This is a genomic window from Streptosporangium canum, from assembly GCF_900113865.1.
Taxonomy (GTDB): domain Bacteria; phylum Actinomycetota; class Actinomycetes; order Streptosporangiales; family Streptosporangiaceae; genus Streptosporangium; species Streptosporangium canum.
In genome coordinates this window covers 1-13835 of the sequence record NZ_FOQY01000016.1, presented here as the reverse complement: position 1 = coordinate 13835, position 13835 = coordinate 1, and the positions used below count along the sequence as shown (strand labels likewise).

Genomic DNA, 13835 nt, shown 5'->3' with positions numbered 1-13835 from the left:
CCCGGCGAGGAGCCTTTCTTGAGCGACATCAGGGCCACGCTGCGGGCGCAGGCCATCGAGACCCCGTCGTGGGCGTACGGCAACAGCGGCACCCGGTTCAAGGTGTTCGCCCAGCGGGGCGTGCCGCAGGACCCCTACGAGAAGCTGGCCGACGCGGCCCAGGTGCACGCCTTCACCGGGGTCGCGCCGACGGTGGCGCTGCACATCCCGTGGGACAGGGTCGACGACTACGCCGACCTGGCCCGGCACGCGTCCGAGGTGGGCGTGCGGATCGGCGCGATCAACTCCAACGTCTTCCAGGACGACGACTACCGGCTGGGCAGCGTCACCAACCCCGACCCGGCGGTGCGGCGCAAGGCCCTGGACCACCTGCTGGCGTGCGTGGACGTCATGGACGCCACCGGGTCCGACACGCTGAAGCTGTGGTTCTCCGACGGCACCAACTATCCCGGCCAGGACGACATCCGCGCCCGGCAGGACCGGCTGGCCGAGGCGCTGTCGGCCGTCTACGGACGGCTGGGCGAGGGACAGCGGTTCCTGCTGGAGTACAAGCTGTTCGAGCCCGCCTTCTACGTGACCGACGTGCCCGACTGGGGCACCGCCTACGCGCACTGCCTGCGGCTGGGCGACAAGGCGCAGGTGGTGGTGGACACCGGGCACCACGCGCCGGGCACCAACATCGAGTTCATCGTGGCGTTCCTGCTCCGGGAGGGCAAGCTGGGCGGGTTCGATTTCAACTCCCGCTTCTACGCCGACGACGACCTGATGGTGGGCGCGGCCGACCCGTTCCAGCTCTTCCGGATCATGTACGAGGTGATCCGCGGCGGCGCCCTCTCCGGACGGCACGGCGGGCCGGAGCAGGGGGTGGCGTTCATGCTCGACCAGTGCCACAACATCGAGCCGAAGATCCCCGGCCAGATCCGTTCGGTGATGAACATCCAGGAGGCCACGGCCAAGGCGCTGCGGGTCGACGGGGACGCGCTGGCGGCGGCCCAGGCCGAGGGCGACGTGCTGGCCGCCAACGCCGTGCTGATGGACGCCTACAACACCGACGTCCGGCCGCTCCTGGCCGAGCTGCGCCAGGAGATGGGCCTCGATCCCGACCCGATGGCCGCCTACGCCCGTTCCGGGTACTTCGAGAAGATCGCCGCCGAGCGGGTCGGCGGCACCCAGGCGGGCTGGGGCGCCTGAGGTCCGCGTCCCGTCCCGGCGGTGTGCCCGCGGTAGAGACGTGGAAGGGCACACCGTGAGATCACTGTTCATACGTTGGGGGATATTTCATGACTTCGCCGGTTGAGATGCTGCTGCAGCGGTCGCACGCGCTCGGCTCCGATCCGCGCAACACCAACTTCGCGGGCGGCAACACGTCGGCCAAGGGCGTCGCCGTCGATCCGGTGACCGGATCCGACGTGGACCTGATGTGGGTCAAGGGTTCCGGCGGCGACCTCGGCACGCTGACCGAGGGCGGCCTGGCCGTACTGCGGCTGGACCGGCTGCGGGCGCTCACCGAGGTGTATCCGGGAGTGGAGCGCGAGGACGAGATGGTCGCCGCGTTCGACTACTGCGCCTTCGGCAGGGGCGGCGCGGCGCCGTCGATCGACACCGCCATGCACGGCCTCGTCGAGGCCGCGCACGTGGACCACCTGCACCCGGACGCCGGCATCGCGATCGCCACCGCCGCCGACGGCCGGGAGCTGACGACGCGGATCTTCGGCGACCGGGTGGTCTGGGTGCCCTGGCGCCGCCCCGGCTTCCAGCTCGGCCTGGACATCGCCGCGATCAAGGACGCCAACCCGCAGGCCATCGGCTGCGTCCTCGGCGGCCACGGCATCACCGCCTGGGGCGAGACCTCCGCCGAATGTGAGGCCAACTCGCTGGACATCATCCGCACCGCCGAGGCCTACCTCGCCGAGCACGGCAGGCCCGAGCCGTTCGGCCCGGTCATCGGCGAGCCGCTGGCGGAAGCCGCCCGGCGGGAGCGGGCCGCGGCGCTGTTCCCCCTCGTCAGGGGCCTGGCGAGCACGGACCTGCCGCAGGTCGGCCACTACACCGCCACCCCCGAGGTCCTGGACTTCCTGTCCCGCGAGCGCCACCCCGAGCTGGCCGCGCTCGGCACCTCCTGCCCCGACCACTTCCTGCGCACCAAGATCGCCCCGCTCGTGCTCGACCTGCCCGGCGACGCGCCCCTCGAAGAGGTGGCCGTACGGCTGCGCGAGCTGCACGCCGCCTACCGGGAGGACTACGCGGCCTACTACCGGCGCCACGCCACGGCGGACTCGCCGCCGATGCGCGGCGCGGACCCGGCGATCGTGCTGGTCCCCGGCGTGGGCATGTTCTCCTTCGGCAAGGACAAGCAGACCGCGCGGGTGGCGGGCGAGTTCTACGTCAACGCGATCAACGTCATGCGCGGCGCCGAGGCGGTGTCGTCCTACGCGCCGATCGAGGAGTCGGAGAAGTTCCGCATCGAGTACTGGGAGCTGGAGGAGGCCAAACTCCGCCGGATGCCCGCGCCGAAGCCGCTGGCCACCCGGGTCGCGCTGGTCACCGGCGGTGGGTCGGGCATCGGCGCCGCCACCGCCCGGCGGCTGGCGGCCGAGGGGGCCTGCGTGGTCGTCGCCGACCGCGACCTCGCCGCCGCCGAGAAAATCGCCGCCGAGCTCGGCGCCAAGGCCTACCGGCCCGAGGACGTCGCGACGGCCGTACAGGTGGACGTCACCGACGAGGAGCAGGTCGTCGCGGCCCTCCGGCAGGCGGTGCTGGCCTTCGGCGGGGTCGACCTGATCGTCAACAACGCCGGGCTGTCGCTGTCGCGGTCCCTGCTGGAGACCAGCGTCGCCGACTGGGACCTGCAGCACGACGTGATGGCCCGCGGCTCGTTTCTGGTCTCCAGGGAGAGCGCCCGCGTGATGATCGACCAGGGCATGGGCGGGGACATCGTCTACATCTCCTCCAAGAACGCGGTCTTCGCCGGACCCAACAACGTCGCGTACGGCGCCGCCAAGGCCGACCAGGCCCACCAGGTCCGGCTGCTCGCCGCCGAGCTGGGCGGCTACGGCATCCGGGTCAACGGCGTCAACCCGGACGGCGTCGTGCGCGGATCCGGGATCTTCGCCTCCGGCTGGGGCGCCAACCGGGCGGCGGTCTACGGCGTGCCGGAGGACAAGCTCGGCGAGTTCTACGCCCAGCGGACCCTGCTCAAGCGCGAGGTGCTGCCCGAGCACATCGCCGCGGCCGTCTTCGCCCTCACCGGCGGGGAGCTGTCGCTCACCACCGGCCTGCACATCCCCGTCGACGCCGGTGTCGCCGCGGCCTTCCTGCGGTAACCCCGAGATTCCCCGGTAACCCGGCTAGAGGAGAACGTCATGCGTGCCGAGCTGTCCAGGATCACCGCTCCCCGTACCAAGGTGGGGCTCGTCGCCGGAGGCCTCGGAGCCTACTGGCCGCAGTTCCCCGACCTGCTGCCGCAGCTCAAGCATTCCTCCGAGCGCGTCTCGGAGCGGATGCGGGCCCTCGGCTGCGAGGTGGTGGACGTCGGCTTCATCTCCGACGCCCAGGAGGGCGCCGTCGCGGCCGAGAAGCTCCGCGCGGCCGGCTGCGACATCATCGTCGGCTTCCTCACCACCTACATGACCGCCACCATGCTGCTCCCGGTCGCGCAGCGCAGCGGTGCGCCGGTGCTGCTGATCAACCTGCAGCCGACCGAGTCGATGGACCACGCCACCTTCGACACCGGTCAGTGGCTGGCCTACTGCGGGGCCTGCCCGCTGCCGGAGATGGCCAACACCTTCATCCGCTGCGGCATCCCGTTCCGCTCGGTCTCCGGCTACCTGGAGGACGAGCGGGCCTGGGCGAAGATCGGGCGGTGGGTCAAGGCCGCCGGGGTGCGGGCCGCGCTCCGGCGCGGGCGGCACGGCCTGATGGGCCACCTCTACCCGGGCATGCTCGACGTGGCCACCGACCTCACCCTGGTCCCGGCGAACCTCGGCGGCCACGTCGAGGTGCTGGAGTTCGACGACCTGCGGGTGCGGGTGGAGAAGGTCACCGACGCCGAGGTCACCGAACGCATGGACCTGGCCCGGGACGTCTTCGAGCTGGCCGACACGGTCAACGACGACGACTTCTCCTGGGCCGCCCGGGTGTCGGTCGGCCTGGACCGGCTCGTCGAGGACTTCTCCCTCGACAGCCTGGCCTACTACCACCGGGGCCTGGACGGCGAGATCCACGAGCGGCTCGGCGCCGGGATGATCCTCGGCGCGTCGCTGCTCACCGCCCGTGGCGTCCCGTCGGCCGGGGAGTACGAGCTGCGCACCTCGCTGGCCATGCTCATCATGGACCGCCTCGGCGGGGGCGGCTCGTTCACCGAGCTCCAGGCGCTCGACTTCGCTCGCGGACACGTCGAGATGGGCCACGACGGGCCCGCCCACCTGGCCATCAGCTCCAAGCGGCCGTTGCTGCGCGGGCTGGGCGTCTACCACGGCAAGCGCGGCTGGGGCGTGTCGGTGGAGTTCGACGTCACGCACGGCCCCGTCACCGCGTTCGGCCTGCTGCACCGGCCGGACGGCCGGTTCGGCCTCGTCGTCTCCGAGGGCGAGGTCGTCGACGGGCCGCTGCTGCGGATCGGCAACACCACCTCCCGGGTCGACTTCGGCTGCGACCCCGGGGAGTGGACCGACGCCTGGAGCGCCACCGGCATCTCCCACCACTGGGCGCTGGGCACCGGCCACCGTGCCGCCGAGCTGCGCGCCGTGGCCGATCTCCTCGGAGTCGACCTCATCGAGGTGCAGCCGTGAGCATCGGGATGAAGCAGTAAGCATCGAGGTGAAGTCGTAAGCACCTGGGTGAAGCAGTAAGCATCGAGGTGAAGCAGTAAGGCGGGGCTCCCAGGAGGAGTCCCCGGACCACAGGGCCCACCGGCGCGCCGCCCGCGCCGGTGGGCCTTTTACGTGGCGGGCCTTTGCCTGGAGGGTCTTCGCGCGGTTGGCCTTTTACGCGGCGGGTCCTTACGCGGTGGCCTTTGCGCGGTGGCCTTTGCGCGGTGGGCCTTTGCGCGGTGGCCTTTGCGCGGTGGGGCCGGGCGGTGCGGCTGATACCTCCGCACGAATTGAGGTCGATTCTCCTCCACCGGACCGGACATGGCAGGAAGCGGTCACCGGTGGGCAGCATGCTGCCTTTGACATCCCTGGTCCCAGGGCCGTGGAGCGCGCAGAGTTGTCTGTGCGAGGAAAAATGCACGGTCCGAGAAAAAGGGGTTGAGAAATGATGGAATCCACCGTCAAGGCCGACAGAGCAGCCTGGGAACGGGCGATCACATCCCGGAGGGGCGGGCGGCGTGAATATCCGCTGGACCGCATCGAATTCGCCGGTGAATATACGGGCGGAAGGGGGGCGGGGAGAGCGCTCTTCCCGGAGAACGGCCCGGGAGAACCCGGCAAGGCGTCGGGGGAATCGCGGAAAAGGAGAATCTATGACCGAAGTGACATCCAGCAAGGGCATGGCCGTCAGCAAGATACTTTCGAGCGACGGCGTCGCCATCGCCTACGACCGGGTGGGGCAGGGGCCACCGCTCATCCTGGTGGGCGGAGCGTTCAGCTACCGCGCGTTCCCGGGGCTGGTGGAGCTGGCCGAGCTGCTCTCCCCGCATTTCACCGTCATCAACTACGACCGCCGAGGCCGGGGTGACAGCGGGGACACGACGCCCTACGCGGTCGAACGGGAGGTCGACGACCTCGACGCCCTGATCAGGCATGCCGGCGGGTCGGCGTCGGTGTGGGGACTGTCCTCCGGGGCGGTCCTCGCTCTCAGGGCGGCCGCGCGCGGCCTGGCCATCAACAGGCTGGCGCTGTACGAGCCGCCGTTCGTGGTGGGCGACAGCGACCGCCGGCCGCCGGCCGACCACCGGGCGCAGCTCACCCGGCTCGTGGCGGCGGGCCGGCGGAGCGCGGCGGCCAAGTACCACATGAGGAAGGTCGCAGGCGTCCCCGCCGTGCTCGCGGTGGGCCTGCCGCTCCTCCCCATGTGGTCGAGGTTCAAGGCGGTGGCCCACACGCTGCCGTACGACGCAGCGGTGATGGGGGACTACTCGTTGCCCGCCGGACAGATGTCGTTGGTCACGGTGCCCACGCTCGTGATCGCCGGTGAGAGGAGTTCCGCGGTGCTGCGGCAGGCGGCACAGGAAGTCGCGAACGCCGTGCCCACCGCACGGCACCGATCCCTGGAGGGACAGAACCACAACGTGTCCATGAAAGCCCTCGCCCCCGTCCTGGTGGAGTACTTCAAAGTTTGATGAGAGGAGTGTCACGGAGTCCGATGCGGCATCCGGCCGAGCACCCCGTCGCGACGGGGTCCTCGGCCGGATCGGCATGTGGTCCCGGGCCGTCGTGAGGCTGTTGTGAGGCCGCTGTGAGGCCGCCGTGACGTGGCGGTCCCGGCCCGCGCGTAGTGATGGCGTCAAAGCTTGCCGAGCCGGCGTATGGAACCCGTCAAGAAGCTCTATACAGCGATAAATCCGCGATTTGCTGCTTATGTGCCGCCTGTCTGGCGGTGCAAGAACATTTCCGGATTTGAGGAGTGGGGATGGCAGACGTCATCTTCGTCGCCCTGACGATCGCGGTTTTCGCGATCTTCGGGCTCGTCGTCAAGGCGGTGGAGCGCCTGTGAGCGCTGTCAACGCCACTGGTCTGGTGGTGGCCGTCGGCCTGGTGATCTTCATGATCGCGGCCCTGCTCTTCCCGGAGCGCTTCTGATGAGCCCCACCCTCGCCGGGATCCTGTTCATCGGATCCCTCGTCCTCGCGCTGGCCCTGACGCACCGGCCGCTGGGCGACTACATGTACCGCGTCTACACCGGCACCAAGCACAACGCCGTCGAGCGGGTGATCTACCGGGCCATCGGCGTCCGGCCGGACGCCGAGCAGAAATGGAGCGTCTACGCCCGCGGCGTGCTGGCGTTCTCACTGGTCTCGGTCCTCTTCCTGTACGGCCTGCAGCGCCTGCAGGACAAGCTGTTCCTCTCCCTGGGAATGGCCCCGGTCACCGACCACGTCGCCTGGAACACCGCGATCAGCTTCGTGACCAACACCAACTGGCAGGCCTACTCGGGCGAGTCCACGATGGGCCACCTGGCGCAGATGGCCGGTCTGGCCGTGCAGAACTTCGTCTCGGCCTCGGTCGGCATGGCCGTGGCGGTCGCGCTGGTGCGCGGGTTCGCCAGGAACCGGACCGAGAACCTCGGCAACTTCTGGGTGGACCTGGTCCGCGGCACGCTCCGCGTCCTGCTGCCCATCGCGTTCGTCGGCGCGATCGTGCTGGTGGCCGGAGGGCTGGTCCAGAACTTCGCCGAGCCGCACACCGTGACGACCCTGACGGGCGGTCAGCAGGCGATCACCGGCGGCCCGGTGGCCAGCCAGGAGGTCATCAAGGAGCTCGGCACCAACGGCGGCGGCTTCTACAACGCCAACGCGGCCCACCCGTTCGAGAACGCGACGCGCTGGACGGACTGGTTCGAGATCTTCCTGATCCTGCTCATCCCGTTCTCGATGCCGCGCACCTTCGGCAGGATGGTCGGCCAGGTCAGGCAGGGCTACGCGATCGTCGCCGTGATGGCCACCCTCGCCCTCGCCGGCGTCGCGCTGACCAACGTGTTCGAGCTGTCCGGCGGCGCCACCGTCCCGCAGGCCGTCGGCGCGGCGATGGAGGGCAAGGAGGTGCGGTTCGGCGTGTCGAACTCCGCCACCTTCGCCGCGGCGACCACGCTCACCTCGACCGGCGCGGTCAACTCCTTCCACGACTCCTACACCCCGCTCGGCGGCATGATGACGATGTTCAACATGATGCTGGGCGAGGTCGCGCCGGGCGGGGTGGGCGCGGGCCTGTACGGCATGCTCGTGCTGGCGGTGATCACGGTCTTCGTGGCCGGGCTCATGGTCGGCCGGACCCCGGAGTATCTCGGCAAGAAGATCGGCGCCCGTGAGATCAAGCTCGCGTCGATGTACTTCCTGGTCACACCGGTCCTGGTATTGATCGGCACGGCTCTGGCCATGGGCTCGGCGGAGCAGCGGGCGAGCATGCTCAACGGGGGGCCGCACGGCCTGTCGGAGGTCCTGTACGCCTTCACCAGCGCCTCCAACAACAACGGCTCCGCCTTCGGCGGCCTCACCGTCAACACCCCGTGGTACGACACCGCGCTCGGCCTGTGCATGGCGTCCGGCCGCTTCCTGCCGATCATCTTCGTGCTGGCCCTGGCCGGATCGCTGGCCAGGCAGGCGCCGGTCCCGGAGTCGGCGGGCACGCTGCCCACGCACCGGCCGCAGTTCGTCGGCATGGTCGTCGGCGTGACGATCGTCCTCGTCGCCCTGACCTTCCTCCCGGCTCTGGCGCTCGGACCCCTCGCAGAAGGAATCCACTGATGTCCACCCCCGTGATCGAAGCGCCGGGCCGTACCCCCGCTCCGCGGAAGAAGGTCGGCGGCGGGCTGCTCGACCCGGCCCAGCTCGTCAGGTCACTGCCCGCCGCCCTCGTCAAGCTGAACCCCGTGCACATGTGGCGCAACCCGGTCATGCTGATCGTCGAGATCGGCGCGGTGTTCTCCACCGCGCTCGCGGTCGCCGACCCGTCGTTCTTCGCCTGGGCGATCGTCGTGTGGCTCTGGCTCACGGTGATCTTCGCCAACCTGGCCGAGGCGGTGGCCGAGGGCCGGGGCAAGGCACAGGCCGCCACCCTGCGCGCCGCCAAGCGCGACACCACCGCCCGCAGGCTCACCGACCGGAGAGACCCGGACCGGTGGGACGACGTCGGCGCGTCCGAGCTGAGGCAGGGCGACTTCGTGGTCGTCGAGGCCGGGGAGATCATCCCCGGTGACGGCGACGTGGTCGAGGGCATCGCCAGCGTCGACGAGTCGGCCATCACCGGCGAGTCCGCGCCGGTGATCCGCGAGTCCGGCGGCGACCGTTCGGCGGTGACCGGCGGCACCAAGGTGCTCTCCGACCGGATCATCGTCCAGATCACCCAGAAGCCGGGCGAGAGCTTCATCGACCGGATGATCGCCCTCGTCGAAGGTGCGAACCGGCAGAAGACGCCCAATGAGATCGCGCTCAACATCCTCCTGGCCGCCCTGACGATCATCTTCCTGGTCGCCACCGTCACCATGCAGCCGCTGGCCATCTACTCCAAGGCCGACAACCCCGGCATCCCCGACTCGCTCGCCCTGACCGGCGACGGCGTCACGGGCATCGTGCTGGTCTCGCTGCTGGTCTGCCTCATCCCGACCACGATCGGCGCGCTGCTGAGCGCGATCGGCATCGCGGGCATGGACCGCCTGGTCCAGCGCAACGTGCTGGCGATGAGCGGCCGGGCGGTCGAGGCCGCCGGCGACGTCAGCACCCTGCTGCTGGACAAGACCGGCACCATCACCCTGGGCAACCGGCAGGCCTCGGAGTTCGTCCCGGCGCCGGGCGTCTCCGCCGACGAGCTCGCCACCGCCGCCCAGCTCGCCAGCCTCGCCGACGAGACCCCCGAGGGCCGCTCGATCGTGGTCTACGCCAAGCAGGCGTACGGCCTGCGCGAGCGGGAGGCGGGCGAACTGGCCCACGCCGAGTGGGTGCAGTTCACCGCGCAGACCCGGATGTCGGGGGTGAACGTGGACAGCCGCCAGGTCCGCAAGGGCGCGGCGACCGCGGTCATGAAGTGGGTCCGTGAGAACGGCGGGCACCCCACCGACGAGGTCGGCGCCATCGTGGACGCCATCTCCGGCTCCGGCGGCACCCCGTTGGTGGTCGGCCAGGTCGTCGACGGCAAGGCGCGCGTGCTGGGCGTCATCCACCTCAAGGACGTCGTCAAGCAGGGCATGCGCGAGCGGTTCGACGAGATGCGCCGGATGGGCATCCGCACCGTCATGATCACCGGTGACAACCCGCTGACCGCCAGGGCCATCGCCGACGAGGCCGGGGTCGACGACTTCCTCGCCGAGGCCACCCCCGAGGACAAGCTCGCCCTGATCAAGAGGGAGCAGGAGGGCGGCCGACTGGTCGCGATGACCGGCGACGGCACCAACGACGCGCCGGCGCTCGCGCAGGCCGACGTCGGCGTGGCGATGAACACCGGCACGTCGGCGGCGAAGGAGGCCGGCAACATGGTCGACCTCGACTCCAACCCGACCAAGCTCATCGAGATCGTCGAGATCGGCAAGCAGCTGCTCATCACGCGCGGCGCGCTGACGACCTTCTCCATCGCCAACGACATCGCCAAGTACTTCGCGATCATCCCCGCGATGTTCGCCGCGGTGTACCCGGGGCTGGACGCGCTGAACATCATGCGCCTGACCAGCCCGCAGTCGGCGATCCTGGCCGCGGTGATCTTCAATGCGATCGTCATCGTGGCGCTGATCCCGCTGGCCCTGCGCGGCGTCCGCTACCGCCCCTCCAGCGCCTCGAAACTGCTCAGCCGCAACCTCTACCTCTACGGCCTGGGCGGCATCGTCGTCCCGTTCGTCGGGATCAAGATCATCGATCTCCTCATCCAGTTCCTTCCGGGGATGTCATAAATGGAACGCCTGCCCAGCTGGATCCGCCAGCACCTCGCCGCGCTCCGCGCGCTGCTCGTCCTCACCCTGATCCTCGGCGCGGCCTACCCGCTGCTGGTCACCGGGATCGCCCAGGCCGTCTTCAACGGCAACGCCAACGGCTCGATCGTCCGCAAGGACGGCAAGGACGTCGGCAGCGCGCTCGTCGGCCAGAAGTTCACCGACGCCGAGGGCAACCCGGTCGGGAAGTACTTCCAGAGCCGCCCGTCGGCGGCCGGCGACGGCTACGACATGCTCTCCACCTCCGCGAGCAACCTGGGCCCGGAGGACGTCGTGGACGTCCTGCCGGTCCCGGGCGCCAAGGATGCCGAGGGCGATCCCGACGGTGGCAGGCAGAGCCTGCTCACCCAGGTCTGCGCCCGCAGCAAGGCCGTCGGCGAGCTGGAGGGCGTCAGCGGCGCCCGGCCGTACTGCACCCCCGACGGGGTGGGCGCCGTGCTGAAGGTCTTCCCGGCGGTCGGCGCGCCGGTCAGGGCGGTCAGCGTCAACCAGGCCTGCCCGGCCGTCCCGTTCGTCGCCGAGTACCGGGGTGTGAAGGTGGAGTGCGGCAGGCCCGGTGAGGACTACGCGGCCGGCCGTACCGTGCCGGTCCGGGGCGACGCCAGGGCGGTGGTGCCCGCCGACGCGGTCACCGCCAGCGGCTCCGGCCTGGACCCGCACATCTCACCCGCCTACGCCGAACTGCAGGCGCCTCGGGTGGCGAGGGAGCGCGGCCTGCCCCTGGAGACGGTCAGGCGGCTCATCGAGGAGAACACCGCCGGCCGTTCCCTCGGCTTCATGGGCGAGCCGGGCGTGAACGTCCTGCAGCTCAACCTGGCCCTCGACAAGGGGTGATCGGCGTGCCACGCGGGCGGCTGCGCGTCTATCTGGGCGCGGCCCCGGGAGTCGGCAAGACCTTCGCGATGCTCGGCGAGGGGCACCGGCGGCTGGCACGCGGCAGGGACGTGGTCGTGGGTCTCGTCGAGACCCACGACCGCCCCCGCACCGCCGAGCTGATCGACGGCATGGAGGTGGTCCCCCGCCGGAGCATGCTCCACCGGGAGACCGCCTTCACCGAGCTCGACGTGGACGCGGTCATCGCCCGCGCCCCCCGGATCGCCCTGATCGACGAGCTGGCGCACACCAACGTGCCCGGCTCCAGGAACGCCAAGCGCTGGCAGGACGTCGAGGAGATCCTCGACGCCGGCATCGACGTCGTCTCCACCGTCAACATCCAGCACCTGGAGTCGCTCAACGACGTCGTCCGGCAGATCACCGGGGTGCCGCAGCGCGAGACCGTGCCCGACGAGGTGGTACGGCGGGCCGACCAGGTCGAGCTGGTCGACATGTCGCCCGAGGCGCTGCGCCGGAGGCTGGCGCACGGCAACGTGTACGCGCCGGAGAAGGTCGACGCGGCGCTGTCCAACTACTTCCGGGTGGGCAACCTGACCGCGCTGCGCGAGCTGGCTCTGCTCTGGGTCGCCGGGAAGGTCGACGAGCAGCTCGACCGCTACCGCGCCGAGCACGGCATCGAGGGGACCTGGGAGGCCCGTGAGCGCGTCGTGGTCGCGCTGACCGGCGGCCCGGAGGGGGACACGCTGATCCGGCGGGCCGCCCGCATCGCGGCCAGGTCCAAGGGCGCCGACCTGCTGGCCGTCCACGTCACCAGGGCCGACGGTCTGGCCGGCGGAGACCCCGCGCGCCTGGCCCGCCAGCGCGCGCTGGTGGAGAACCTGGGCGGCACCTACCACCAGGTCGTCGGCGACGACGTCCCGAGGGCGCTGCTCGACTTCGCCCGGGGGGTCAACGCCACCCAGCTCGTGCTGGGCGCCTCCAGGCGCGGCCGGTTCGCCCAGATCCTCTCCCGGGGCGTGGGGGTCACGACGACCGCGCTGTCCGGCTCCATCGACGTCCACATGATCACGCACGGCGAGGCGCAGAAGGGACGCCGTCCTCCACCGTCCCGGGCCGCGCTGACCCGTACGCGCAGGCTGGCCGGATGGGCCGTCGCCGTCACCGGGCTGCCGGCGCTCGCCGGCGTGCTCATCCCGTTCAGGGAGACCCTGACGCTGCCCAGCGAGATCCTGTTCTTCCTGCTCATGGTCATCGGCGTGGCCCTCATCGGGGGCATGTGGCCGGCCGTCACCGCGGCGGTCGGCGGCTCCCTGCTGCTGAACTACTTCTTCACGACCCCCGTCCACACCCTGACGATCTCCGATCCCGAGAACCTCTTCGCCCTCGTCGTCTTCGTCCTGGTGGCCGCCGCGGTGAGCGGCATCGTCGACGTGGCGGCCCGCCGTACCAGGGAGGCCGCGCGGGCGGGCGCGGACGCCGAGGTGCTGTCCACCCTGGCCGGCCACGTGCTGCGCGGCGAGTCGGCGCTGCCGTCCCTGCTGGCGCGGCTGCGCGAGACCTTCACCCTGACCTCGGTCACGCTGCTGGAACGGATCGGCGAGCCGGCTCCGGACGACCAGTCGGACCCCGAGGCGTGGCGGATCGCGGCGACCTCCGGAGGGCCGCCCTGCACCTGCCCGGCAGCCGCCGACGCCGACGTGGTGATCGACGAGCGACTGGTGCTCGCGGTACGGGGCAGGCTGCTGGAGGCCTCCGACCGGCGCGTGCTGGAGGCGTTCGCCGCCGAGGCGGCCGTGGCGCTGCGCCAGGAGCGCCTGCGCCGGGAGGCCGACCTCGCCGGGCCGCTGGCCGAGACCGACAGGATGCGCACCGCCCTGCTCGCCGCCGTCAGCCACGACCTGCGCACCCCGCTGGCCTCGGCCAGACTCGCCGTGGAGAGCCTGCGCGGCACCGAGATCGAATGGAGCGCCGAGGACCGCGAGGAACTGCTGGCCACCGCCGACGAATCCCTGCTCAAACTCGACCGGCTGGTCGCCAACCTGCTCGACATGAGCCGCCTGCAGGCCGGCGTGCTCGGCCTGACCCTGCAACCGGTCGCGCTCGAAGAGGTCATCCCGCGCTCGATCGACGACCTCGGCCCGCTCCGCGACCGCGTCGAGGGCGAGGTGTCGGTGGACCTCCCCGAGGTCGTGGCCGACTCCGCGCTGCTGGAACGGATCCTGGTCAACGTCATGTCCAACGCCGTGCGCTACAGCCCGGCCGGCAAGAAGGTCCTCATCACCGCGAGCCGGCACGGCGACCACGTCGAGATCCGCGTCGTCGACCGCGGCCCCGGCATCCCCGCCGAGGCGCACGACCGCGTCTTCCTGCCCTTCCAGCGGCTCGGCGACCGCGACAACCACACCGGGGTCGGCCTCGGCCTGGCG

The 13835-nt window shown here is 70.9% G+C and carries 9 protein-coding genes; all 9 read left to right on the top strand.

Going from position 1 to position 13835, the window contains the following annotated elements:
- The first annotated feature begins 18 nt into the window (after positions 1-18).
- Positions 19-1191, top strand: a complete 1173-nt coding sequence (gene rhaI / locus BM085_RS22980; RefSeq protein WP_093889005.1) for an L-rhamnose isomerase — start codon at positions 19-21, stop codon at positions 1189-1191.
- An 89-nt stretch (positions 1192-1280) separates the two neighbouring features.
- Complete coding sequence (locus tag BM085_RS22975; RefSeq protein WP_093889004.1) at positions 1281-3323, top strand: bifunctional aldolase/short-chain dehydrogenase; 2043 nt, start codon at positions 1281-1283, stop codon at positions 3321-3323.
- Between the two features lie 39 nt (positions 3324-3362).
- Positions 3363-4790: an L-fucose/L-arabinose isomerase family protein gene (locus BM085_RS22970; protein WP_093889003.1), complete on the top strand. Its 1428-nt coding sequence runs from the start codon at positions 3363-3365 to the stop codon at positions 4788-4790.
- Positions 4791-5464: 674 nt separating this feature from the next.
- Positions 5465-6283: an alpha/beta fold hydrolase gene (locus BM085_RS22965; protein WP_093889002.1), complete on the top strand. Its 819-nt coding sequence runs from the start codon at positions 5465-5467 to the stop codon at positions 6281-6283.
- 370 nt (positions 6284-6653) lie between these two features.
- The gene (kdpF, locus tag BM085_RS43295) at positions 6654-6743 is read left to right on the top strand and encodes a K(+)-transporting ATPase subunit F (protein WP_037936924.1); all 90 of its coding nucleotides are present in this window, start codon (positions 6654-6656) and stop codon (positions 6741-6743) included.
- Entirely contained in the window at positions 6743-8404 is a 1662-nt protein-coding gene (gene kdpA / locus BM085_RS22955) for a potassium-transporting ATPase subunit KdpA (RefSeq protein WP_093889000.1), read from the top strand. Before kdpF ends, kdpA begins: the two co-directional genes overlap by 1 nt.
- A complete protein-coding gene (gene kdpB / locus BM085_RS22950; RefSeq protein ID WP_093888999.1) occupies positions 8404-10536 on the top strand; it encodes a potassium-transporting ATPase subunit KdpB in 2133 nt (710 codons plus the stop codon). Before kdpA ends, kdpB begins: the two co-directional genes overlap by 1 nt.
- A complete protein-coding gene (locus BM085_RS22945; RefSeq protein WP_093888998.1) occupies positions 10537-11409 on the top strand; it encodes a potassium-transporting ATPase subunit C in 873 nt (290 codons plus the stop codon).
- Between the two features lie 5 nt (positions 11410-11414).
- A partial coding sequence (locus BM085_RS22940) for a sensor histidine kinase (protein WP_093889121.1) occupies positions 11415-13835 on the top strand: 2421 nt, incomplete at its 3' end.

What these genes read in the sequence shown, in the direction of transcription:
- BM085_RS22970 (WP_093889003.1), top strand. Translation starts at nt 3,363, where the DNA reads ATGCGTGCCGAGCTGTCCAGGATCACCGCTCCCCGTACCAAGGTGGGG.
- BM085_RS22965 (WP_093889002.1), top strand. Translation starts at nt 5,465, where the DNA reads ATGACCGAAGTGACATCCAGCAAGGGCATGGCCGTCAGCAAGATACTT.
- BM085_RS22945 (WP_093888998.1), top strand. Translation starts at nt 10,537, where the DNA reads ATGGAACGCCTGCCCAGCTGGATCCGCCAGCACCTCGCCGCGCTCCGC.
- kdpB (WP_093888999.1), top strand. Translation starts at nt 8,404, where the DNA reads ATGTCCACCCCCGTGATCGAAGCGCCGGGCCGTACCCCCGCTCCGCGG.
- kdpA (WP_093889000.1), top strand. Translation starts at nt 6,743, where the DNA reads ATGAGCCCCACCCTCGCCGGGATCCTGTTCATCGGATCCCTCGTCCTC.
- BM085_RS22975 (WP_093889004.1), top strand. Translation starts at nt 1,281, where the DNA reads ATGACTTCGCCGGTTGAGATGCTGCTGCAGCGGTCGCACGCGCTCGGC.